The sequence below is a fragment of the Enterobacter adelaidei genome (assembly GCF_041937165.1).
Taxonomy (GTDB): domain Bacteria; phylum Pseudomonadota; class Gammaproteobacteria; order Enterobacterales; family Enterobacteriaceae; genus Enterobacter; species Enterobacter adelaidei.
Window position 1 is genome coordinate 2,646,560 of the sequence record NZ_CP154353.1, and the last position, 22,304, is coordinate 2,668,863.

The 22,304-nt window shown below is 54.4% G+C and carries 22 protein-coding genes; 11 read left to right on the forward strand and 11 right to left on the reverse strand.

The features are described 5' to 3' along the window. Positions 1 to 6 precede the first annotated feature (6 nt). On the reverse strand, positions 7 to 1,305 hold the full coding sequence (locus tag AAHF05_RS12875) for a D-amino acid dehydrogenase (protein WP_028018688.1): 1,299 nt from the start codon (positions 1,303 to 1,305) through the stop codon (positions 7 to 9). 321 nt (positions 1,306 to 1,626) lie between these two features. On the opposite strand from AAHF05_RS12875, the gene AAHF05_RS12880 reads away from it, so the two are divergent. Further along, a complete protein-coding gene (locus AAHF05_RS12880; protein WP_024909810.1) occupies positions 1,627 to 3,159 on the forward strand; it encodes a SpoVR family protein in 1,533 nt (510 codons plus the stop codon). 115 nt (positions 3,160 to 3,274) lie between these two features. On the opposite strand, the gene fadR is transcribed toward AAHF05_RS12880, so the two are convergent. Continuing rightward, positions 3,275 to 3,994 (reverse strand): fatty acid metabolism transcriptional regulator FadR, encoded by a 720-nt coding sequence (gene fadR / locus AAHF05_RS12885; protein ID WP_028018687.1) that lies wholly within the window; start codon positions 3,992 to 3,994, stop codon positions 3,275 to 3,277. 201 nt (positions 3,995 to 4,195) lie between these two features. Here fadR and nhaB point away from each other — a divergent pair, with 201 nt between their 5' ends. Together nhaB and dsbB are read left to right on the forward strand one after the other, a co-directional pair. Further along, positions 4,196 to 5,734, forward strand: a complete 1,539-nt coding sequence (nhaB, locus tag AAHF05_RS12890; protein ID WP_129323393.1) for a Na(+)/H(+) antiporter NhaB — start codon at positions 4,196 to 4,198, stop codon at positions 5,732 to 5,734. 143 nt (positions 5,735 to 5,877) lie between these two features. Next, positions 5,878 to 6,408: a disulfide bond formation protein DsbB gene (dsbB, locus tag AAHF05_RS12895; protein WP_028018685.1), complete on the forward strand. Its 531-nt coding sequence runs from the start codon at positions 5,878 to 5,880 to the stop codon at positions 6,406 to 6,408. A 65-nt stretch (positions 6,409 to 6,473) separates the two neighbouring features. On the opposite strand, the gene AAHF05_RS12900 is transcribed toward dsbB, so the two are convergent. The 3 genes from AAHF05_RS12900 to AAHF05_RS12910 all read right to left on the reverse strand — a co-directional run bounded on the left by AAHF05_RS12900 (position 6,474) and on the right by AAHF05_RS12910 (position 7,990). Next, positions 6,474 to 6,914: a YcgN family cysteine cluster protein gene (locus AAHF05_RS12900; protein ID WP_049008556.1), complete on the reverse strand. Its 441-nt coding sequence runs from the start codon at positions 6,912 to 6,914 to the stop codon at positions 6,474 to 6,476. Between the two features lie 93 nt (positions 6,915 to 7,007). Then, a complete protein-coding gene (locus AAHF05_RS12905; RefSeq protein WP_028018683.1) occupies positions 7,008 to 7,667 on the reverse strand; it encodes a fumarylacetoacetate hydrolase family protein in 660 nt (219 codons plus the stop codon). 47 nt (positions 7,668 to 7,714) lie between these two features. Then, positions 7,715 to 7,990, reverse strand: a complete 276-nt coding sequence (locus AAHF05_RS12910; protein WP_028018682.1) for a YcgL domain-containing protein — start codon at positions 7,988 to 7,990, stop codon at positions 7,715 to 7,717. A 123-nt stretch (positions 7,991 to 8,113) separates the two neighbouring features. Here AAHF05_RS12910 and minC point away from each other — a divergent pair, with 123 nt between their 5' ends. The 3 genes from minC to minE are packed head-to-tail and all read left to right on the forward strand — an operon-like array spanning position 8,114 to position 9,930. Beyond that, a complete protein-coding gene (gene minC, locus AAHF05_RS12915; protein ID WP_049008555.1) occupies positions 8,114 to 8,821 on the forward strand; it encodes a septum site-determining protein MinC in 708 nt (235 codons plus the stop codon). A 23-nt stretch (positions 8,822 to 8,844) separates the two neighbouring features. After that, positions 8,845 to 9,657 (forward strand): septum site-determining protein MinD, encoded by an 813-nt coding sequence (gene minD, locus AAHF05_RS12920; RefSeq protein WP_023312187.1) that lies wholly within the window; start codon positions 8,845 to 8,847, stop codon positions 9,655 to 9,657. Between the two features lie 3 nt (positions 9,658 to 9,660). Further along, complete coding sequence (minE, locus tag AAHF05_RS12925) at positions 9,661 to 9,930, forward strand: cell division topological specificity factor MinE (protein WP_008500504.1); 270 nt, start codon at positions 9,661 to 9,663, stop codon at positions 9,928 to 9,930. 73 nt (positions 9,931 to 10,003) lie between these two features. Here minE and rnd read toward each other — a convergent pair whose 3' ends face one another. From rnd to AAHF05_RS12950, 5 genes are all read right to left on the reverse strand, one after another. After that, positions 10,004 to 11,131: a ribonuclease D gene (gene rnd, locus AAHF05_RS12930; protein ID WP_129323472.1), complete on the reverse strand. Its 1,128-nt coding sequence runs from the start codon at positions 11,129 to 11,131 to the stop codon at positions 10,004 to 10,006. 71 nt (positions 11,132 to 11,202) lie between these two features. Further along, on the reverse strand, positions 11,203 to 12,888 hold the full coding sequence (fadD, locus tag AAHF05_RS12935; RefSeq protein WP_129323392.1) for a long-chain-fatty-acid--CoA ligase FadD: 1,686 nt from the start codon (positions 12,886 to 12,888) through the stop codon (positions 11,203 to 11,205). Positions 12,889 to 13,091: 203 nt separating this feature from the next. Beyond that, a complete protein-coding gene (locus AAHF05_RS12940; protein WP_028018678.1) occupies positions 13,092 to 13,673 on the reverse strand; it encodes a Slp family lipoprotein in 582 nt (193 codons plus the stop codon). Between the two features lie 37 nt (positions 13,674 to 13,710). Beyond that, positions 13,711 to 14,406 (reverse strand): tRNA (adenosine(37)-N6)-threonylcarbamoyltransferase complex dimerization subunit type 1 TsaB, encoded by a 696-nt coding sequence (gene tsaB / locus AAHF05_RS12945; RefSeq protein WP_129323391.1) that lies wholly within the window; start codon positions 14,404 to 14,406, stop codon positions 13,711 to 13,713. A 66-nt stretch (positions 14,407 to 14,472) separates the two neighbouring features. Next, positions 14,473 to 16,383, reverse strand: a complete 1,911-nt coding sequence (locus AAHF05_RS12950) for an ATP-dependent DNA helicase (RefSeq protein WP_129323390.1) — start codon at positions 16,381 to 16,383, stop codon at positions 14,473 to 14,475. A 133-nt stretch (positions 16,384 to 16,516) separates the two neighbouring features. Here AAHF05_RS12950 and AAHF05_RS12955 point away from each other — a divergent pair, with 133 nt between their 5' ends. Then, the gene (locus AAHF05_RS12955) at positions 16,517 to 16,861 is read left to right on the forward strand and encodes a RidA family protein (RefSeq protein ID WP_008500498.1); all 345 of its coding nucleotides are present in this window, start codon (positions 16,517 to 16,519) and stop codon (positions 16,859 to 16,861) included. A 5-nt stretch (positions 16,862 to 16,866) separates the two neighbouring features. Here the strand turns inward: AAHF05_RS12955 and AAHF05_RS12960 are convergent, their stop codons facing one another. Beyond that, positions 16,867 to 17,049 carry a YoaH family protein gene (locus AAHF05_RS12960; protein ID WP_010432696.1) on the reverse strand — a complete coding sequence of 61 codons (183 nt, stop codon included), beginning with the start codon at positions 17,047 to 17,049 and terminating at the stop codon, positions 16,867 to 16,869. A gap of 61 nt (positions 17,050 to 17,110) precedes the next feature. Between AAHF05_RS12960 and pabB the strand changes: the two genes are divergently transcribed. The 4 genes from pabB (at position 17,111) to AAHF05_RS12980 (ending at position 22,301) form a co-directional block, all read left to right on the forward strand. Beyond that, positions 17,111 to 18,436: an aminodeoxychorismate synthase component 1 gene (gene pabB, locus AAHF05_RS12965; protein WP_129323389.1), complete on the forward strand. Its 1,326-nt coding sequence runs from the start codon at positions 17,111 to 17,113 to the stop codon at positions 18,434 to 18,436. Positions 18,437 to 18,442: 6 nt separating this feature from the next. Beyond that, positions 18,443 to 19,021, forward strand: a complete 579-nt coding sequence (locus tag AAHF05_RS12970) for a CoA pyrophosphatase (RefSeq protein WP_129323388.1) — start codon at positions 18,443 to 18,445, stop codon at positions 19,019 to 19,021. Between the two features lie 185 nt (positions 19,022 to 19,206). After that, positions 19,207 to 20,571: an L-serine ammonia-lyase gene (gene sdaA, locus AAHF05_RS12975; protein ID WP_023336071.1), complete on the forward strand. Its 1,365-nt coding sequence runs from the start codon at positions 19,207 to 19,209 to the stop codon at positions 20,569 to 20,571. A 131-nt stretch (positions 20,572 to 20,702) separates the two neighbouring features. Further along, positions 20,703 to 22,301, forward strand: a complete 1,599-nt coding sequence (locus tag AAHF05_RS12980; protein ID WP_128347534.1) for a cyclic diguanylate phosphodiesterase — start codon at positions 20,703 to 20,705, stop codon at positions 22,299 to 22,301. Positions 22,302 to 22,304: the final 3 nt, after the last annotated feature.

Here is a 22,304-nt window from a genome sequence, read left to right on the forward strand (position 1 = left end):
GACTCCTTAGTTATGCGCGCCGTGCAGGTGCTGTGGACGTGACGGCGTAAACCCTGATTGATAGCGTGCGGCGCTTAAATCGTCAAACGGAATGGCCGGCGTGCGCCCGGAAATCAGGTCGCTCAGCAGTTGACCAGACCCGCAGGCCATCGTCCAGCCAAGCGTGCCGTGTCCGGTATTGGTCCACAGATTTTTAAACGGCGTGCGCCCAACTATCGGTGTGCCGTCGGGAGTCATTGGACGCAGGCCGGTCCAGAACGTCGCCTGCTCAACAAAACCCCCGCGCGGGAAGAGATCCCCCACCACCATCTCCAGCGTTTCACGACGCGGCTTCAGCAGCTCGGTGTTGAAGCCGACAATCTCCGCCATGCCGCCGACGCGGATGCGGTTATCGAAGCGCGTAATCGCAATCTTGTAGGTTTCATCCAGGATGGTCGACACGGGCGCGCCGCTCTCCTCTTTCACCGGAATGGTCAGCGAGTAGCCCTTGAGCGGATAAACCGGAATATCGAGAATGCCTTTCAGCATGGCAGTAGAGTACGAGCCAAACGCCATGACGTAAGCATCGGCTTTGATCACTTCGTCGCCGCACTTCACGCCGTAAATCTTTTCCCCTTCCGACAGCAGCTTGTCGACAGAGGTGTTAAAACGGAATTTCACTCCCGCCTGCTCGCACATTTGCGCCAGACGTTGCGTAAAGAGCTGGCAGTCACCGGTTTCGTCATTAGGCAGACGCAGACCGCCCGTCAGTTTATGCGCCACCTCCGCCAGGGCCGGTTCAACCTGACCAAGCTGGCTGGCTTCCAGCAGCTGGTACGGTACGCCGGCATCTTCCAGCACAGCGATATCGCGGGTCGCATTTTCGTACTGTTGCTCTGTACGGAACAGCTGTAGCGTCCCGCCCTGGCGACCTTCGTACTCAATGCCGGTCGACGCGCGCAAGGCTTTCAGGCAATCACGGCTGTACTCCGCCAGACGCACCATGCGCCCTTTGTTTTCCATGTAGTGGCGGGTGTCGCAGTTACGCAGCATCTGCCACATCCACTTCAGCTGAAATTGGGTGCCGTCAAGGCTGATGGCCAGCGGCGCATGGCGTTGGAACATCCATTTAATCGCCTTCAGCGGAACACCGGGTGCCGCCCACGGCGCCGCATAGCCCGGAGAGATTTGCCCGGCGTTTGCCGCGCTGGTTTCAAGCGCTGGACCGGATTCACGATCGATAACGGTTACGTCATGTCCCGCCTGACTTAAATACCAGGCGCTGGTTACGCCAACGACACCACTTCCCAGTATGACAACACGCATAGCCACTCCATTATGTGCAAAAGAACAATCTTCTAATTACAGATTGATAACCTAGTTGAAAATATTATTCAACATATGACTTTTTTATGGTGACTTACCTCACACATCCCCCAGCATCAGGGGATGGTGCTAATTTGGAATCTCCTGCTGCGCGTTATTTTTAACCAGCATAATATGCTGCGAGACACCGTTTATTTGCCGTATCAAAAACGCGAAATCGCAAAGAAAAAATTTCTGCTCCAGCACGCTTTTTAACACGTTGATCTATGCTTGAAAGGAGGCTCTCCAGACAGAGAGAGCACCCACAATGAGGGCGCGCTAATGGCTACTATTGATTCCCTGAACAAGGACAACACACGTCTGAGCGATGGACCCGACTGGACCTTCGAGCTGCTGGATGTCTACCTCGCCGAAATCGACCGGGTGGCAAAACTGTATCGCCTGGATACTTATCCGCATCAGATTGAAGTCATTACGTCCGAACAGATGATGGACGCCTACTCCAGCGTCGGGATGCCGATTAACTATCCTCACTGGTCGTTTGGTAAAAAATTTATTGAAACGGAACGGTTGTATAAGCACGGGCAGCAGGGGCTGGCGTATGAGATTGTCATCAACTCCAACCCGTGTATTGCTTATTTGATGGAAGAGAACACCATTACCATGCAGGCGCTGGTCATGGCGCATGCCTGCTACGGACACAACTCCTTTTTCAAGAACAATTACCTGTTCCGCAGCTGGACGGATGCCAGTTCTATTGTCGATTACCTTATCTTCGCCCGTAAGTACATTACCGACTGCGAAGAGCGTTATGGCGTGGATGAAGTGGAAAAACTGCTCGACTCCTGCCATGCGCTGATGAACTACGGCGTGGATCGTTACAAACGTCCGCAGAAAATCTCCCTGCAGGAGGAGAAAGCCCGGCAGAAAAGCCGCGAAGAGTATCTGCAAAGCCAGGTAAATATGCTGTGGCGTACCCTGCCGAAGCGTGAGGAAGAGAAAGCGGTGGCCGAAGCGCGTCGCTATCCGTCCGAGCCCCAAGAAAACCTGCTCTATTTTATGGAGAAGAATGCTCCGCTGCTGGAACCATGGCAGCGTGAAATACTGCGCATCGTGCGCAAGGTAAGCCAGTATTTCTACCCGCAAAAACAGACCCAGGTGATGAACGAGGGCTGGGCGACATTCTGGCACTACACCATTCTCAACCATCTGTATGACGAAGGAAAAGTCACCGAGCGGTTTATGATGGAATTCCTGCATAGCCATACCAATGTGGTGTTCCAGCCGCCGTACAACAGCCCGTGGTACAGCGGGATTAACCCGTACGCGCTTGGCTTTGCCATGTTCCAGGACATTAAACGTATCTGTCAGTCACCCACAGAAGAAGACAAGTACTGGTTCCCGGATATCGCCGGTTCTGACTGGCTGGAAACGCTGCATTTCGCCATGCGCGACTTTAAGGATGAGAGCTTTATCAGCCAGTTTATGTCGCCGAAGATCATGCGTGATTTCCGCTTCTTTACCGTTCTGGACGATGATCGGAATAATTATCTGGAGATTTCAGCGATCCATAACGAAGAGGGGTACCGTGAGATCCGCTCTCGCCTCTCTTCTCAGTACAACCTGAGCAATCTTGAACCCAATATTCAGGTATGGAACGTTGATTTACGCGGTGACCGCTCTCTGACGTTGCGTTATATCCCGCACAACCGCGCGCCGCTGGATAAAGGGCGTAAAGAAGTGCTGAAGCATGTGCATCGCCTGTGGGGCTTTGACGTGCAACTTGAGCAGCAGAATGAAGATGGTAGCGTGGAGTTACTTGAGCGTTGTCCGGCGCGGTTGAATACGCTGTAGTACAGCTTTTTTTTGCCCGGTGGCGCTACGCTTACCGGGCCTACAAACCCGTAGGTCGGGTAAGGCGCAGCCGCCACCCGACGAAAAAAAACCTCTCATATGAGAGGTTTTTTATTTAACGACTTTGAATCGCTAAATCACCCGGTAGCGTTTTCTGCATACGGTGCCAGATTTCACCGGAGTCGTGGCCGTAGCGACGCACGGTTTCATAGACCTGATCGTGCAGGCCTTCAGAACAGAGCTTGCTCAGCTTATGGTAGAAACCCAGTGCCAGGCTGCGGGCTTCCGGATTAGCGAAGTAGTGGCGACCAATGCGGGTATACAGCCCTTTCATACCGTTCAGAATAAGGCCGTAAATTGGGTTGCCAGAGGCAAACGCCAGCCCACGGAAGACGTTGTAATCGAGGGTTGCAAACGCATCTGCGTGATCTTCAACTTCGTTCGCACTGGCCAGCACGGCAAGCGCATCTTCCGGATGCTGACGAAAAGCGGTGCGAATAAAGATCGTCGCAATGTTGGTACGCACGGAAAGCAGATTATCGATCAGCTGCGGCACGCTTTCATGGTCGAGGCGCGCCAGCGTTTCAAGAATGTTCAGCCCGGAAGTTTCCCAGAAGTTGTTCACTTTCGTTGGTTTGCCGTGCTGAATCGTCAACCAACCATCACGTGCCAGTCGCTGGAGCACTTCACGCAGCGTGGTGCGAGTGACGCCAATCAGTTCAGAGAGTTCGCGTTCAGCCGGAAGAATGGATCCCGCAGGAAAACGATTATTCCAGATGCTTTCAATGATGTACTCTTCCGCGAAACCCGCCGGGCTCTGCGCCTTAATGACCATAGTGAGATTTCCATTACACAGCTTTAGCAAATTGGACTCATCATACCAGAGGCACGCTGTAGCAGATAGCGCGGCAAAGAGAGAAAAGAGGGATCGCGGTTTCATTTTTGTGAAATTTACAATACTGACTTATCCACCTCCAGGCCGCGATTTTTGCGTATACTCATGTTTTGTCTGAGTTGACGGGGAAGGACGTCTGTCGTGGAAATTTCTTTTGGGCGCGCAGTGTGGCGCAATTTTTTAGGCCAGTCACCCGACTGGTACAAACTGTTATTGCTGGTGTTCCTGGTCGTTAATCCCATCATTTTTATTGTGAGCCCGTTTATTGCCGGCTGGTTGCTGGTGGCCGAGTTTATCTTTACCCTGGCAATGGCGCTGAAATGTTATCCCCTGCTGCCGGGCGGATTGCTGGCGTTTGAAGCGGTCGTTATCGGTATGACCAGCGCAGAGCATGTGAAAGCAGAACTGGCCTCTAATCTGGAAGTGCTTCTGCTGCTGATATTTATGGTGGCCGGTATCTACTTCATGAAACAGCTACTGCTGTTTATCTTTACCCGCCTGCTGCTCAGCATTCCGTCGAAAACACTTCTGTCGCTGGCCTTCTGCGTGGCTGCCGCGTTTCTTTCGGCCTTCCTGGATGCCCTGACGGTCGTTGCAGTGGTGATAAGCGTTGCCGTTGGATTTTACGGCATTTACCACCGGGTGGCCTCTTCGCGCCCCGGTGACGATCTGCTAGATGACAGCCAGGTTGATACTTACCACCGGGAAGTGCTGGAACAATTTCGCGCCTTCCTGCGAAGCCTGATGATGCATGCTGGCGTCGGCACCGCCCTGGGTGGCGTGATGACAATGGTGGGTGAACCCCAAAACCTGATCATTGCCAAAGCGGCAGGCTGGCACTTTGGTGATTTCTTCCTGAGAATGGCACCGGTGAGTATACCGGTTCTGATCTGCGGTCTGTTGACCTGCATGCTGGTGGAGAAGTTTCGTCTCTTTGGCTATGGCGCTCTACTTCCGGACCCCGTACGCCAGGAACTGCATAAATTCGATCTGCAAAGCCGTAGCCAGCGGACGCGCCAGGAGACACTGCGTCTTATTGCGCAGGGGATCATCGGTGTCTGGCTTATTGCCGCGCTGGCGTTTCATCTTGCTGAAGTGGGGTTGATTGGTCTCTCGGTCATTATCCTCGCTGCCACGTTTACTGGCGTAACGGATGAACATGCTATCGGCAAAGCGTTTACCGAAGCCTTGCCGTTTACCGCGCTGTTAGCTGTATTTTTTGCCGTTGTGGCGGTAATTATTGACCAACACCTCTTCGCGCCAATTATTGCCTTTGTTTTACAGGCTGCACCGGATGCTCAGCTCTCGCTGTTTTATCTGTTTAACGGCCTGCTTTCGTCGATATCCGATAACGTCTTTGTCGGGACGGTCTACATCAACGAAGCTAAAGCAGCCATGGAGCAAGGCGTCATCAGTCCGGGGCAGTTTGAGCTGCTGGCTGTGGCGATCAACACCGGCACTAACCTGCCATCGGTTGCGACCCCTAACGGACAAGCCGCTTTCCTCTTCCTGTTGACCTCTGCACTGGCGCCACTCATACGACTTTCTTATGGCAAGATGGTCTGGATGGCCCTGCCCTATACGCTGGTGCTCACGATTGTGGGATTGCTTTGCGTCAAAATTACCCTCATTCCCTGTACGCAATGGTTGATACAAGCGGGTATACTTGCGGCGCAATAAAGTATGCATCTCGGGCAGTTCGCTGCCCGTTTGCCTTTTCGCACGATAAACATCCAATTACGTTTTATTTCGTCAGGTACAGGTGGCGCGAAAAACGAATTCGTTTACACTGCGCTTTCTAAGCATGTTCCAGGGAAATGATTATGTTGAGATTTTTAAACCAGTGCTCCCGCGGTCGCGGAGCGTGGTTGTTAATGGCCCTGACCGCCTTTGCGCTGGAAATGGTCGCGCTGTGGTTCCAGCATGTAATGGGACTCAAGCCTTGCGTGCTTTGTATTTACGAACGCTGCGCATTGTTTGGCATTATGGGGGCGGGTCTGGTGGGCGCGATTGCCCCGAAATCACCGCTGCGCTATGCCGCAATCGCTATCTGGTTGTACAGCGCCTGGAAAGGGATTGAACTCTCCTGGCAGCACACCATGATGCAGCTGCATCCGTCACCATTTATGACCTGTGATTTCGCCGCCCGCTTCCCGAGCTGGCTACCGCTGGATAAATGGCTGCCGCAGGTGTTTGTTGCTTCCGGCGACTGCTCCGTTCGTCAGTGGGAATTCCTGACCCTGGAGATGCCGCAGTGGCTGGTGGGTATTTTTGTGGCCTACTTCGTCGTGGCACTGCTGGTGCTGATAGCTCAACCATTCAAACCGAAGAAACGCGATTTGTTTGGAAGGTAAACGCAGCGCGACCCGACATACAGCAAACAATAAAAAACCCGCCTCGGCGGGTTTTTTATTTCAACTCAACGGTTGGGATGATTCATGATGTGATCTTCCCAGTCCCGAACCTCAGACTCTTTCACCGCAATGTGGCGCACTGAAATGCGCTCACCGTGCATCGCCGCTTTCGACCCCGTCAGCAGCGGGTGCCAGTTTGGTAAACCTTTCCCTTCCGCCAGCAGGCGATACGCACAGGTATGCGGCAGCCATTCGAAGGTTGGCAGGTTATCGCGGGTTAATTTGATGCAGTCCGGCTCAAACTCGAACCGACGCTCATAGTTACGGCACTGGCAGGTTTTGATGTTCAACTGTTTGCAGGCAACGTTGGTGAAGTAGATTTCGTCAGAATCTTCATCCATCAGCTTGTGCAGGCAGCACTGCCCGCATCCGTCGCACAATGATTCCCATTCCGCGTCAGTCATGTCATCAAGAGTTTTGCTTTGCCAGAAAGGGATGTCGTTCATCAGGATGTCCACACGTCAAAAGAAAGCGCACCTTATAACGAGTCTGGCACGTTGTTGCAAGTTTTGCCGCCCTCTTCAGGCGGCAAGATGCAGTTACAGCACGCGGGTTTTCAGCGACAGGCCGTTAAAACCAACCTCAAGCTCATCCCCGCTGAGTAGCGGGCCAACACCTTCCGGTGTACCTGTCAGGATCACATCACCCGGTTTCAGGGTAAAGAAGCGGCTCATATAGGCAATCAGCGGTAGGATCTTGTGGATCATATCGGCGGTGGTTCCCTGCTGGCGGAATTCACCATTAACCTTCAGGGAAAGCGGCGTATCCTGCGGGTCAGCAGTGAACTCGCCCACTGGCACAAAACCGGAGATCGGGCAGGAATTATCAAAGCCTTTGGCTTTCTCCCACGGCTGCCCGGCTTTTTTCATTTTCCCCTGAACATCACGCAACGTGAGGTCCAGCGCAACGCCGTAGCCAGCAATCGCTTTTTGCACGTGCTCTTCAGAGGCCTGACGCAGCGTCGCGCCGATCAGCACGGCGAGTTCAACTTCGTGGTGGACTGAACCCAGCCCCTGCGGTAAGGCCAGCGGCTGACGGATATCACAAAGCGCCGTTTCTGGCTTAATGAACAGAACCGGTTCTTCTGGCGTCGCGCTGCCCATCTCCTGAATATGTTTTGCATAGTTGCTGCCCACGCAGACCACTTTGCTGACGGGATAATCCAGTAATGCACCTTGCCAGTTATGATGTTGATACATGGTCGACCCCTAAACGGTTGATGTGTTGTGTCCAAAAACAGTTGAGACTATTTTTTTCCGTTCGCCTCAAGATGCTGTTTTAATAAATTCTCAGGCGGCGGCGGAAGCTGTAAATAATAGCCCTGCTCGGTTAATGCCGTTTTCACTTTTTCCAGATCGGCATTCACCAACGTCTTACGACCATCCAGCGGCAGCAGCATCGCCAGCTGCGGTCGGCCAAAGCTTTTCATTAATTCTTCAGGCACGCGGGAAAAATCGTCTTTCTTTTCGACATAAAGATAGGTCTGGTCACGACTTGTACTTCTGTAGATCACACAAAACATGTTTTTACTCTGAATTAATGGGTGGTTGCTTGCCTCAATATACTCCTGACTATAACATGCCTGATACTCTTCGGAATATCGCAGCGAGTGGTTGCGGTTAATAGCAAATTGAGTAAGGCCAGGATGTCAAACACGCCCATCGAGCTTAAAGGCAGTAGCTTCACCTTATCAGTGGTACATTTGCATGATGCAAAACCCGAGGTTATTCGTCAGGCGTTAGAAGACAAAATCGCCCAGGCTCCCGCTTTTCTGAAACATGCCCCTGTTGTTATCAATGTCAGCGCGCTTGAAGCACCGGTTAACTGGAAACTTCTCCAGCAAGCCGTCTCCTCGACCGGTCTGCGTATTGTGGGCATCAGCGGCTGCAAAGATGCTGAGTTGAAAGCGGAAATTGACCGTGCGGGGCTGCCACTTCTGACCGAGGGCAAAGAAAAAGCCTCACGTACAGCACCTGTTGCCGTCCAGACGCCCCCTCCCGTGGTGCAAAACGTTACCCCCGTCACAAAAACGCGAATGATTGATGTACCGGTTCGTTCCGGTCAGCGCATTTATGCACCAAACTGTGATCTGATTGTTACAAGCCACGTCAGTGCTGGCGCAGAGCTGATTGCAGATGGCAATATTCACGTTTACGGTATGATGCGTGGACGTGCGCTCGCGGGAGCAAGTGGCGATCGGGATGCGCAAATATTTTGTACTCACCTGACGGCGGAACTGGTGTCCATCGCAGGTGAATATTGGCTGAGCGACAAGATCCCAGCCGAATTTTATGGCAAAGCGGCTCGCCTGCTTCTGGCAGACGACGCGTTGACCGTTCAACCGTTGAATTGATCCCTTTTTAACAAGGAATTTCTATGGCACGCATTATTGTTGTTACTTCGGGTAAAGGAGGCGTTGGCAAGACCACCTCCAGCGCGGCCATCGCTACTGGTTTGGCCCAGAAGGGAAAGAAAACCATCGTTATCGACTTCGATATCGGTCTGCGTAACCTCGACCTGATCATGGGATGTGAGCGTCGCGTCGTGTATGACTTCGTGAACGTCATTCAGGGCGATGCCACGCTGAACCAGGCGATGATTAAAGACAAGCGCACCGAGAACCTCTACATTCTCCCGGCCTCTCAGACGCGTGACAAAGACGCGCTGACCCGTGAAGGGGTGGAAAAGGTGCTCGACGATCTGAAAAAAATGGATTTCGACTTCATTGTCTGCGACTCCCCTGCCGGCATCGAAACCGGTGCCCTGATGGCGCTCTACTTCGCTGATGAAGCGATCATCACCACCAACCCTGAAGTTTCATCCGTGCGTGACTCAGACCGCATTCTGGGGATCCTCGCCTCTAAATCCCGTCGTGCGGAAAATGGCGAAGACCCGATTAAAGAACACCTGCTGCTCACCCGCTACAATCCGGGCCGCGTGAACAAAGGTGACATGCTGAGCATGGAAGACGTGCTGGAGATCCTGCGCATCAAACTGGTAGGCGTTATCCCGGAAGATCAGTCCGTGTTACGCGCTTCTAACCAGGGCGAGCCAGTGATCCTTGATACAATGGCAGATGCAGGTAAGGCGTATGCTGATACTGTTGACCGTCTGCTGGGAGAAGAACGTCCTTTCCGCTTCATCGAAGAAGAGAAGAAAGGTTTCCTCAAACGCCTGTTCGGAGGATAAGTTATGGCATTACTGGACTTTTTTCTCTCGCGGAAAAAGAACACCGCCAACATCGCTAAAGAACGTCTGCAAATTATCGTGGCGGAGCGCCGTCGTAGCGACGCCGAGCCTCATTACCTGCCGCAGCTGCGTAAGGATATCCTGGAAGTGATCTGTAAGTATGTGCAGATTGACCCGGAGATGGTCACCGTACAGCTGGAGCAGAAAGACGGGGATATTTCGATTCTGGAGCTGAACGTTACGCTTCCGGAAGCGGAAGAGTCACGTCCGTAGGTTTGTGATTTTGTAGCCCGGTAAGCGCAGCGCCGCCGGGGGAATATGCCGGGTATTTCACCCGGCATATTTATTAGCGCGGATACCCTTCCAGCAGCGTATTCAGGCGATCGGCCATCAATTCTCCGCGCCATCCTGCCACCATTTCCGGCAAACCATTTTGCGGTTTCAGCTTCCAGTGCCAGTTCAGCAGCTGGTTAATCTGTCGGCGTGAGGCGAGCAGTTCCGCACTCAGTTTGCTTTCCGTTGCGACGACCTGCACCAGCGCTTTGATATCCTTAAACGCTTTACGGTAGCCCGGCATATCCATCAGATTCAGCAGCGGTTCCGGCAACGCATCTTCCGGCAGCTCCTGCGCTTTTGCGACCAGCGCCAACAGGGTTTTGCCGTGGAAACGGATTTCGCTGCCCGAAAGCCCAATGCTGTCCAGCTCGCCCATGCTGCCTGGCATATAGCGCGCGACCGCCCAGAGATGTTCTTCGCGGACTACAAAGTTAACGGCAAGATCGCGCTCGCGGGCTTTGCGCAGACGCCAGTCCGCTAACAGCTGCAGGCACGCCAGCTGACGCGTACGCAACTGCCAGGCATTACTGATATCGCGCCAGGCGTCTTTCGGGTCAACCACTTCCTGACGACGTTGCTGCGCCATACGACACTCATCCAGGGCTGCAGCCAGCCAGCCTGAAGTTTCAGCCTCTTTCATCAGCTGTCCGGCAATAGGCAGCAGATAAAATACGTCGGCTGCAGCGTATTCCAGCTGACGCTCAGTCAGAGGGCGCGCCAGCCAGTCAGTACGGGATTCGCTTTTGTCCAGCGTCAGGCCCGTATACTCCTCTACCATAGCAGCAAAGCCCCATGAGAGCGGACGATTGCTGAATGCCGCCAGGATCTGCGTATCAATCAACGGCTGTGGCATGATGCCAAACGTGTTGAGAAATACCTCCAGATCTTCACTGCCTGCGTGCAGGTATTTCGTCACGGCAGTAACGAGCAGCAGGTCACGCATCGGCGTCCAGTCGGTAATACCGAGAGGATCGATCAGCGACACATGTTTACCGTCGAACATCTGAATCAAACCCAGCTGCGGATAGTACGTCCGGGTACGAACAAACTCGGTATCCAGGGCAATGGCAGGAAAGTCGCGCGTCACTTCGCACAGCGAAGCCAGCTCGTCATTGGTCGTGATCATCTGGTAATTCAAAACGGGTTCTCTTTTGTTTGCGCCCATAAAAAACGCCGGCTTAACCGGCGTCTGGGCGATTAGCGTGAAGCTCAAGCCTTATTGTCTACTTTGCCACGGGCTTCGTCACGTAATTCTCGTCGTAATATCTTTCCGACGTTGGATTTCGGCAACTCATCGCGGAATTCAACCAGCTTCGGTACCTTGTAGCCCGTCAGTTGACGACGACAGAACGTTACCAGCTCCTCCTCGGTGAGAGAGGGATCCTTCTTGACCACAAAAATTTTGACCGCTTCACCGCTGCTGCCGGAAGGAACTCCTACCGCCGCCACTTCGAGTACGCCGCTGTGCTGCATGACGACATCTTCGATCTCGTTCGGATAGACGTTGAACCCGGACACCAGGATCATATCTTTCTTACGGTCAACGATGCGCAGGAAGCCCTCGTCATCCATCACTGCGATGTCACCCGTGTGCAGCCAGCCGTCTTTGATGATTTCGTCTGTCGCATCAGGACGCTGCCAGTAACCCAGCATCACCTGTGGCCCTTTAACACACAGTTCTCCCGGCTCACCCGGTGCAACTTCGTTATCGTCATCATCGACCAGTTTGGCCTCGGTGGAAGGAACCGGCAGACCAATGCTACCGCTGTGGTAGTCGATATCATGTGGATTGACGCTAACCAGCGGCGCACACTCCGTCAGGCCATAACCTTCCAGCAAATACTGACCGGTGAGCTTCACCCAGCGCTCGGCGACCGCCTGCTGAACAGGCATGCCGCCGCCCGCAGAGAGATGCAGCGTGGAGAAATCCAGCTGCTGGAACTCTTTGTTATTAAGCAGCGCGTTAAACAGGGTATTCACCCCGGTCATGGCGGTGAACGGATATTTCGCCAGCTCTTTCACCAGGCCCGGGATATCGCGCGGGTTGGTGATGAGGATGTTCTGACCACCCAGCTCAATAAACAGCAGGCAGTTCATGGTCAGCGCAAAGATGTGATACAGCGGAAGCGCGGTGATCACCACCTCTTTGCCCGGATGCAGCAGCGGCCCGTAAGTGGCGTTCACCTGTTCAAGGTTAGCCAGCATGTTACGGTGGGTCAGCATCGCGCCTTTCGCCACGCCGGTAGTGCCGCCAGTGTATTGCAGGAAGGCCAGGTCTTCTGACACCACTTCCGGCTTGACGTATTGCATACGATAGCCCGCATGGAGCGCACGGCGGAAGGAGATAGCATCCGGCAGATGGTATTTTGGCACCAGGCGTTTGACGTATTTAACGACAAAGTTAACCAGCGTGCCTTTGGCGGTGGAGAGTTGATCACCCATACGCGTCAGGATGACATGCTTAACCTGGGTTTTGTCGACCACTTTTTCCAGCGTGTGGGCAAAGTTAGAGACAATCACTATCGCCGCCGCGCCGCTGTCGTTCAGCTGGTGTTCCAGCTCACGCGGCGTGTACAACGGGTTAACGTTGACGACAATCATCCCGGCTCGCAGGATACCGAACAACGCCACCGGGTATTGCAGCAGGTTCGGCATCATCAGCGCGACGCGGTCCCCTTTTTGCAGCCCCAGCCCTTCCTGCAGATACGCCGCAAACGCCCGGCTACGCTCCTCAAGTTTACGGAACGTCATCACCTCGCCCATGTTCACGAAAGCGGGTTGATCGGCATAACGCCTTACCGAGTGTTCAAATAATTCAACCAGGGATTGATAACGGTCAGGATTGATCTCGGCAGGAACATCTGCGGGATAACGGTTAAGCCAAACCTTCTTCAATGCATCACCTCTGAAATGAGTGTTCGTCGTCATCACAACCCCGATAATAAACAGTTTGTTAACATTATATTAACTCAGCGTACCAGTTTATTAATTGTTCAGATTTAAGGTTGCGAAGCGCGTCACTCTTTTTTTTCGTCTTGTCCGTAAAAAAACAGAGACAGCGGCTGAGCCGCTGTCTCTTTTCCAACAATAACAGTAAGTTACTCAGTAACGATAGTCTGTACCTGTGCAGGTCCTGGGTTATACCAACCCCAACCCGGGTAGCCATAACGATAAGGATGCGGCCCCCACATCCACGGGTCGATCGGCTGAGGCGGCATGATCACCTGCTGTGCCAGCCGCCAGCGTTTATACCCGTTAACCTGCATGGTCATGAATTTGTACGGCGTGTTGCCGATTTTGCCCTGCACGGCACCGGTAATTGGCCCGACGACGGTAACCAGCTGCCCGCGAAAATCGACCGGGTCAAGGAAACCACTGACGTCCGCATAAATACGTCCGCGAGAGGCTTCACCCAGAACAGGCCGGGCACCGCTGTCCAGCGGGACGGTCGCGATCTCCAGACGGGTTTTCCCCTGCTGATTTTGCACGTCGATCACCTTGCCGCCAAAGCGGGCTTCCTGGCCGACGTACAGCTCAGGCGCATTCATCACCCGAACCAGATCCTGCTGTGGCGTCGGGCTGCTGCCCTTAATCGCATCAGGAACGGAAACGCATCCGCTCAGTGCTATGGCAACTGCGCCTGCCATAATAAGGCGTACTACTTTGGTCTGAACCGCCATGATGCGACTCCTTTTTCTCAGTTCCTGTTACTGAGATTCACTCGCGGCCCGGAAGTTTCTTCCACGCGACGGTGTTTCGCAAATAAACCGGCTCCGCCTGTTCAACGGCAACGGTTTTTCCTTCTGCGAGCAGCTGGCAGGCAATCGGAAGCATATCTTCCGCAGCCGGCAGCAGCATGTTGCCGTCTACCAGCGTCACCCCGGTGCCACTCGCCATCTCCGGCCACGCAGGCCAGCCGGTGCCAACGGTCGCCCATTCACCGGACAACTGTTGCAGTCTTTCGGTGACCGCTTCCGGCTTAAGCACGGCTTCCGTCTCTTCACCGTGCCACACGCCGTTTTCATCGCGCGTATATTCGGCCCAGTAGACTTCACCCATGCGGGCATCAATCGCGGCCAGCACGCGCGTTGCTCCAGTCATGCGCCATGCACCCTGCGCCATGGTGGCGAGAGTAGAGACGCCGATCATCGGCAGCGCAGCGCCCAACGCCAGCCCCTGCGCAATGCCAATCCCGATACGTACGCCCGTAAAGCTGCCAGGGCCACGGCCAAAGGCCAGCGCATCGAGGTCGGTTAAGGAGGTGTTGCCCTGGGTTAAAATCGCTTTTACCAGGGGCAGAATGCGTTGGGTGTGTTCCCGTGGGCACTCTTCGAAATGGGCAGAGATAGTACCGTCGTTCCACAGGGCAACGGAACAAGCCTCTGTAGCGGTATCAATAGCCAGAATTCGCATCAGTTGTCGCGCTCTCGCAAGGGTCAGTCACAAAATGGCGCGCATCTTAGCACACTCCGGGGCAAATTACTCCGCCGTTGGGTTTGCGAGGAAACGCACCGCGCGTTTTATGTCCCGCGTACGTGGCGCGGGCGGCAGGCTTGCAAGGAAAGTGGCACCATACGGGCGCATCACCAGCCGGTTATCGCAAATGACCAGCACACCGCGGTCGGTCACGTCGCGGATCAATCGCCCTACCCCTTGCTTAAGGGTGATAACCGCATCCGGCAGCTGGACTTCATCAAACGGATCGCCTCCGCGCAGGCGGCAATCTTCCATGCGCGCTTTCAGCAGCGGATCGTCCGGAGAGGTAAACGGCAGTTTATCAATAATCACCAGCGAGAGCGTGTCCCCGCGCACATCTACCCCTTCCCAGAAACTGCTGGTGGCCACAAGGAGGGCATTACCAGCGCTGACAAACTGCTGCAGTAACTGTCCTTTGCTGGTTTCACCCTGTAACAGCACTGGCAAGGTCATGGTGGCACGGAACTGCTCAGCCAGGTCTCTCATCATGGCGTGAGAAGTGCAGAGCATAAAGCAGCGGCCATTGTTGGCCTCAATCATCGGTTTTAACATCGCCGCCAGGTGACGGGCTGCACCGGGCTGATTCGGTAATGGCAAATTGCGCGGCACGCAGAGCAGCGCCTGTTTTTCGTAATCGAACGGGCTTGGCAGCAGCATTGACTCCGCCTGTTCGATACCCAGACGCTCGGTAAAGTGGTGCAAATCGTCATTCACCGAAAGCGTTGCCGAGGTGAAGATCCAGCTTCCCGGTTTTTGCGCCATCACCTCTTTGAATTTATCCGCTACGGTAAGCGGTGTCAGGGCGAGGGTGAAATGACGTGAGGTACACTCATACCAGTAGCTGAAACCCGGCTGGTTAATCTCTTTCAGCCGTTTAAGCCGCCCGCGATAGAGCGTGGCGCGCTCGAAGGCGGCATCCAGCAACGCGGAGCGTCCGAGCGACAGTTTCGCCACGTCGTAACAGAGCTCAAGGGCATCATCCAGCAGCAGCAGTGCGCGCTGGATATTTTTGTCAGCCAGCAATTCACGCAGGTTGCCACGATAGCCCGGCTCGCCTAGCTGTAAGCGAAAATCCTGCGCGCTTTGCGCCAGACGGTCGGCACATTTCTGTAGCTGCTGGGTATCTTTTAATTCAGTACGGTAAGCAATAGTGAAATCTTTGGCCAGATCCAGTAGCTGACGGCTGGAGAGCGACTGACCGAAATACTGGCTGGCGATATCCGGTAACTGGTGGGCTTCATCGAAGATCATGACGTCCGCCTCGGGGATCAGCTCGCCGAAACCGCTGTCTTTGACCACCATATCGGCGAGAAACAGATGGTGGTTAACCACCACCACGTCGGCATCCATCGCCGTTTTGCGCGCTTTCACCACAAAGCAGTCTTTATACAGCGGGCAGTCGCTGCCAATACAGTTATCGTTAGTACTGGTCACCAGTGGCCAGGCTGGAGAATCTTCCGGCACGCTCGCGCAGGTGCTGATATCCCCTTCTTCGGTCTGGTTCGCCCAGGTGCGAAGAATAATGACGTCGCTCAGAGTTTGCACCGGCAGATCGCCACCCGCCAGCGCCTGCTGCTCAAGACGTTCCAGACAGAGATAGTTGGAGCGCCCCTTCAGCAAGGCCAGACGACCTTTGTATTTCAGCGCTTTTGCCACCGTGGGCAAATCGCGGCTGTACAGCTGATCCTGCAGCGCTTTCGACCCGGTGGAAATAATTACCTTCTTTTTCGCGCGCAGCGCCGGTGCAAGGTAAGCATACGTTTTCCCCGTGCCGGTTCCGGCTTCGACCACCAGCGGTTGCGCCTTGTCGATGGCGCGTGCAACGGCATGCGCCATCTGCCGCTGTGGTTCACGCGGTTTGAAGCCAGGGATGGCCTGTGCTAATTGACCTTCAGGGGAAAAATCGTCTGCCACGGTGTTCTCTCACTGTATTTTTGCACAGGGATTATGTCAGCCCCTTCTCTCCAGTGCCACCCCAAATAGTGACGTCAGCGGAACAATATGGCAGTCTTGCCGCCTGATGACGAAAAATAACGAGGAAACGTTTATGACAATTGTGCGCATTGATGCCGAAGCCCGCTGGTCTGATGTGGTGATCCATAACCAGACGCTCTATTACACCGGCGTACCCGCTAACCTTGACGCAGATGCGTTCGAGCAGACGGCAAATACCCTGGCGCAGATTGACGCGGTGCTGGAAAAACAGGGCAGTGACAAATCCCGCATTCTGGATGCGACCATTTTCCTGGCAAACAAAGACGATTTTGCGGCGATGAACAAAGCCTGGGATGCGTGGGTTGTGGCGGGTCACGCGCCTGTACGCTGCACCGTACAGGCCACGCTGATGAAACCGGAATACAAGGTTGAGATTAAGATTATCGCGGCAGTGTAAGCCGGTTATTCTTCATCTTCATCCTCAAAACGCGCCACGATCCGCTCGCCGGTATGGGTGGCGCGCAGTTCCTCCGCCACCTGGGCAATCGCCTGCCCGCTGCTCATCCCCTGGGACATTAACTCCTGAATTCGCTCAACCGCTTTCTGCTGCTGTTCATGGCTCAGAGAAGGTAAACCTGCAAACATCGTCAACTCCTGCTAAATTATTGGCGCTAATTATTTCACGCTGCCCGGTAGTATGCCACACATGAACATGCGCTTCCCCACTGTTATTACCCTGCCCTGGCGAACGGACGCCGCTGAATTCTGGTTTGCTCGCTTGAGCCATCTTCCGTTTGCGATGCTGCTGCACTCCGGCTATGCGGACCACCCGTACAGCCGCTTCGATATTCTGGTCGCCGACCCCGTCAAGACGCTGACAACCGATGACCTGCCGTTAACGGACGATCCGCTGATGCAGCTTCAGCAAGAAATTAACGCGCTGGGCTTATCTGCCACCCCCAACCCGGACCTTCCTTTTCAGGGTGGCGCGCTGGGCCTGTTTGGCTACGATCTGGGTCGTCGTTACGAAACGCTGCCTAAGCATGCGCAAGCTGATATTCCCCTGCCCGACATGGCCGTGGGGCTGTATGACTGGGCGTTAATTGTTGATCACCAGAAAAAAACGGTTTCCCTGCTGAGCCATCGTGACGTGCAGGCGCGTCTGGACTGGCTAGAGGCGCAACAGGCTGCACCCGCAGAGACGTTCATGCTGACCTCCGACTGGCGCTCGAATATGAGCGCCGCGGATTATGCCGAAAAATTCTCGCGTGTTCAGGCGTATCTGCAAAGCGGTGACTGCTACCAGGTTAACCTTGCCCAGCGTTTCCAGGCGACTTATGAAGGCGATGAATGGCAGGCATTTACCCGACTCAATGCCACTAACCGGGCACCGTTCAGCGCGTTTATTCGCCTGAAACAGGGGGCAATACTCAGCTTGTCACCTGAGCGCTTTATTCATCTGGCAGAAGGGACGATTCAAACCCGTCCGATTAAAGGCACATTGCCGCGTCTTACCGATCCCGACGCCGATCGTCAGCAGGCCGAAAAACTGGCCACCTCACCGAAGGACCGCGCCGAAAACCTGATGATTGTTGATCTCATGCGTAACGATATAGGCCGGGTGGCCGTTCCGGGCAGCGTACGCGTGCCGGAACTGTTTGTCGTCGAACCTTTCCCGGCGGTGCATCATCTGGTCAGTACCATTACCGCGCGTCTGCCCACTTCTCGCACCGCTTGCGATCTGCTCCGCGCCGCGTTTCCTGGCGGATCCATCACAGGTGCGCCAAAAATTCGCGCCATGGAAATCATCGACGAACTGGAACCGCACCGCCGCAACGCCTGGTGCGGTAGCATTGGCTATATCAGCCTCTGTGGCACGCTGGATACCAGCATCACGATCCGCACGCTGACGGCCTGCAACGGAAATCTTTACTGTTCGGCCGGAGGCGGCATTGTTGCTGATAGCCAGGTCGATGCGGAATATCAGGAAACCTTTGATAAAGTTAACCGTATCCTGAAACAACTGGAGTAATCACGGGTGGAAAAAGAGGACCTGACGCTGGATGACTTTTTATCACGTTTTCAGCTATTACGACCGCAGGTCAACCGCGAAGCGCTTAATCAGCGTCAGGCAGCCGTACTGATCCCGGTCGTGCGTCGCGCGCAGCCGGGCCTGCTGCTCACCCAGCGTTCTCCCCATTTACGTAAGCACGCGGGTCAGGTCGCCTTTCCAGGAGGCGCAGTCGACAGTTCCGACGCCTCGCTGATTGCCGCCGCGCTGCGGGAGGCGCAGGAAGAGGTTGCCATTCCGCCAGAGGCGGTGGAGGTTATCGGCGTGCTGCCGCCCGTCGACAGTGTCACCGGGTTTCAGGTCACGCCAGTGGTTGGCATTATCCCGCCGGGCCTGCAGTATCACGCCAGCGTTGATGAAGTTTCCGCGGTGTTTGAAATGCCGCTGGATGAAGCCCTTCGACTGAGTCGTTATCACCCGCTGGATATTCAGCGTCGCGGACATGACCATCGGGTCTGGTTGTCCTGGTATCAGCATTATTTTGTCTGGGGCATGACGGCGGGGATTATTCGTGAGCTGGCGTTGCAAATCGGCCTGAAGCCTTGACTATACTTTACATTCCGCCCTCTTCTGCCAGGTTTGCGATCTGCGTCGCGCTATTAGCAAAACCCATCGTTAACCATTAGTTTAATTCATGTGAATAGTTAAGCCGAGGTCGGTGTTCCCTCTTACACTATGCGCAGTTATAACATCGTTACTGGAACCCCGGTAACCCTGTCAGGAGTGTGAAAGTGATTAGTATATTCGACATGTTCAAAGTGGGAATTGGCCCTTCGTCTTCCCATACTGTTGGCCCGATGAAGGCCGGTAAACAGTTCGTCGATGATCTGGTCGAAAAAGGATTACTGGAAAGCGTTACCCGTGTCGCCGTGGATGTTTACGGCTCACTGTCATTAACGGGTAAAGGCCACCACACCGATATCGCCATTATTATGGGTCTGGCAGGCAATATGCCAGATACCGTTGATATTGATGCCATCCCGGCATTCATTCGCGACGTGGAAACACGTGGCCGCCTGCTGCTGGCAAACGGCCAGCAGGAAGTCGATTTCCCGCAGGATGATGGCATGCGTTTTCGTAGCGACAACCTGCCGCTGCATGAAAACGGCATGACCATTCACGCTTATAGCGGTGAAAAAGAGATTTACAGCAAAACCTACTACTCCATCGGCGGTGGCTTTATCGTCGATGAAGAGCATTTTGGTAAAGACAGCGTCGGCGACGTCAACGTACCGTACCCGTTCAAATCGGCTACCGAAATGCTGGGTTACTGCAAAGAGACCGGTCTTTCACTGTCCGGTATGGTGATGCAGAACGAACTGGCACTGCACAGCAAAAAAGAGATTGAAGACTATTTTGCGAACGTGTGGCAAACCATGCGCGCCTGTATCGATCGCGGGATGAACACCGAAGGCGTTCTGCCGGGTCCGCTCCGCGTGCCGCGTCGTGCATCCGCCCTGCGCCGTATGCTGGTGACCACGGACAAGTTCTCCAACGACCCGATGAACGTGGTCGACTGGGTAAACATGTTTGCCCTGGCGGTTAACGAAGAAAACGCCGCAGGGGGTCGTGTCGTGACTGCGCCAACCAACGGCGCGTGCGGCATCGTTCCGGCGGTGCTGGCCTACTACGATCACTTTATTGAGCCCGTGACCCCGGACATCTACATCCGTTATTTCCTGGCGGCAGGTGCCATCGGTGCGCTGTACAAAATGAACGCCTCCATTTCTGGCGCTGAAGTCGGTTGTCAGGGTGAAGTAGGCGTGGCCTGTTCGATGGCGGCAGCCGGTCTGGCAGAGCTGTTAGGAGCAAGCCCTGAGCAGGTCTGTGTGGCGGCTGAAATCGGTATGGAGCATAACCTCGGTCTGACCTGTGACCCGGTCGCGGGCCAGGTGCAGGTGCCGTGCATCGAGCGTAACGCGATTGCCTCGGTGAAAGCCATCAACGCCTCGCGCATGGCGATGCGCCGTACCAGCGAACCTCGCGTATCGCTGGATAAGGTGATTGAAACCATGTACGAAACGGGTAAAGACATGAACGCGAAATACCGTGAAACGTCCCGTGGTGGCCTGGCTATTAAGGTGCAGTGCGACTAATACTCTCTTTCGCCCATCTGCAACGGATGGGCGAATTTCCCTCCTGTTTCTCGTCTCCTTCTGCTTTCACCACTACACTTTGTACTGTTGCGTCCGGCTTTTGTGGCTGGTGGCTTATCAGGCGACCGTTCATGCAAACAGCACAAACGATCATTAAAAACTATCGCCGAAAACGCGTTATCGTCTGTGTGACGGTCGCGCTCCTCACGCTCATCCTGACATTAGGTATTCGCTTTATTTCGCAGCGGAACGTCAACCAACAGCGGATCCTCGATTTTACCAGCCATACCGTTCGCTCCCTTGATAACATACTGCTTTCATTAGAAAACCGTCGCAAGGTGCTGCAGTCCCTCGTGGGTCAACCCTGCCCTCAGGTGCACCTTGCTCTGCGAAAGCAGGCAGCCATTTTGCAGACCGTGCGCTCCATTGCCCTGATTAAAGACGGTATTCTCTATTGCTCCAGTATTTTCGGTAGCCGCGATGTGCCGGTTCGTGATTTTCTGAAAGAATTACCCGCCAATACGACGAAGTTGATTTTATCGACCGACCAGTGGCTGCTTAAGGGCAGCCCTATTTTGATCCAGTGGTACCCTGTTTCCGGTGACGGTGAAGATGGCGTTATTGAAATCATCAATATTGATCTGATCACCAAAATGATACTGGAACCCCAGCGCCCGCTGATCGATGACGTGGCGCTGACCGTGGGGGATCGCTTTCTGCGTTATGGTCAACGCGTCACTGATAGCCTGACATTTGATGAAGATGGCGCTATTTTCCAGCAGTCATCAATCCGTAATCCTTTCTCCATTACAGTAAGCGGGCCGGGTCCTGGACAACTCGCCTTAAAGAGCCTGCCAGCCCAACTGCCGCTGGGGTTAATGCTGAGCCTGTTGCTGGGATATCTCGCCTGGCTCGCTACGGCAAACCGGATGAGCTTCACATGGGAGATTGATATGGGGATTGCGGCGCGGGAATTTGAGCTTTTCTGTCAGCCGCTGGTGAATGCCCGTACTCAGGAGTGCTCCGGCGTTGAGATCCTGCTGCGCTGGAATAACCCTCGTCAGGGGTGGATCTCCCCGGAAGTGTTTATTCCTCTGGCAGAAGAACACAACCTGATTGTTCCCCTGACCCGTTACGTCATCGCCGAAACTGTGCGCCAGATAGGTTACTTTCCTTCCAGCGCAGGTTTCCACATTGGGATTAACGTCGCCGCCAGCCATTTCCGTCGCGCTGTGTTGATACAGGATCTGAACCACTTCTGGTTCAGCGCACACCCGCGCCAGCAACTGGTGATTGAATTAACGGAACGAGATGCGTTGCTGGATGCGGATTATCGCACTGTGCGTGAGCTCCATCGTAAGGGGGTGAAACTCGCTATCGACGATTTTGGCACCGGGAACAGTTCCCTCTCCTGGCTTGAAAAACTGCACCCGGACGTTCTGAAAATTGATCGGTCGTTTACCACTGCAATTGGAACTGATGCAGTAAATTCAACGGTGACAGACATCATTATTGCTCTGGGTCAGCGGCTGAATATCGAACTGGTTGCTGAAGGAGTCGAGACAGAGGAGCAGGCGCGGTATTTACGCCGTCATGGGGTACCTGTCCTGCAGGGGTTTTTCTATGCGCGGCCTATGCCACTGCGAGATTTTCCGCAATGGCTGGCGGGAAGCGCCCCCCCGCCAGCACACCATAACGGACACATCGTGCCTTTAATGCCGTTACGTTAAGCA

What these genes read in the sequence shown, in the direction of transcription:
- AAHF05_RS12875 (WP_028018688.1), bottom strand. Translation starts at nt 1,305, where the DNA reads ATGCGTGTTGTCATACTGGGAAGTGGTGTCGTTGGCGTAACCAGCGCC.
- AAHF05_RS12880 (WP_024909810.1), top strand. Translation starts at nt 1,627, where the DNA reads ATGGCTACTATTGATTCCCTGAACAAGGACAACACACGTCTGAGCGAT.
- fadR (WP_028018687.1), bottom strand. Translation starts at nt 3,994, where the DNA reads ATGGTCATTAAGGCGCAGAGCCCGGCGGGTTTCGCGGAAGAGTACATC.
- dsbB (WP_028018685.1), top strand. Translation starts at nt 5,878, where the DNA reads ATGTTGAGATTTTTAAACCAGTGCTCCCGCGGTCGCGGAGCGTGGTTG.
- AAHF05_RS12900 (WP_049008556.1), bottom strand. Translation starts at nt 6,914, where the DNA reads ATGAACGACATCCCTTTCTGGCAAAGCAAAACTCTTGATGACATGACT.
- AAHF05_RS12905 (WP_028018683.1), bottom strand. Translation starts at nt 7,667, where the DNA reads ATGTATCAACATCATAACTGGCAAGGTGCATTACTGGATTATCCCGTC.
- AAHF05_RS12910 (WP_028018682.1), bottom strand. Translation starts at nt 7,990, where the DNA reads ATGTTTTGTGTGATCTACAGAAGTACAAGTCGTGACCAGACCTATCTT.
- minC (WP_049008555.1), top strand. Translation starts at nt 8,114, where the DNA reads ATGTCAAACACGCCCATCGAGCTTAAAGGCAGTAGCTTCACCTTATCA.
- minD (WP_023312187.1), top strand. Translation starts at nt 8,845, where the DNA reads ATGGCACGCATTATTGTTGTTACTTCGGGTAAAGGAGGCGTTGGCAAG.
- minE (WP_008500504.1), top strand. Translation starts at nt 9,661, where the DNA reads ATGGCATTACTGGACTTTTTTCTCTCGCGGAAAAAGAACACCGCCAAC.
- AAHF05_RS12940 (WP_028018678.1), bottom strand. Translation starts at nt 13,673, where the DNA reads ATGGCGGTTCAGACCAAAGTAGTACGCCTTATTATGGCAGGCGCAGTT.
- tsaB (WP_129323391.1), bottom strand. Translation starts at nt 14,406, where the DNA reads ATGCGAATTCTGGCTATTGATACCGCTACAGAGGCTTGTTCCGTTGCC.
- AAHF05_RS12955 (WP_008500498.1), top strand. Translation starts at nt 16,517, where the DNA reads ATGACAATTGTGCGCATTGATGCCGAAGCCCGCTGGTCTGATGTGGTG.
- AAHF05_RS12960 (WP_010432696.1), bottom strand. Translation starts at nt 17,049, where the DNA reads ATGTTTGCAGGTTTACCTTCTCTGAGCCATGAACAGCAGCAGAAAGCG.
- pabB (WP_129323389.1), top strand. Translation starts at nt 17,111, where the DNA reads ATGAACATGCGCTTCCCCACTGTTATTACCCTGCCCTGGCGAACGGAC.
- AAHF05_RS12980 (WP_128347534.1), top strand. Translation starts at nt 20,703, where the DNA reads ATGCAAACAGCACAAACGATCATTAAAAACTATCGCCGAAAACGCGTT.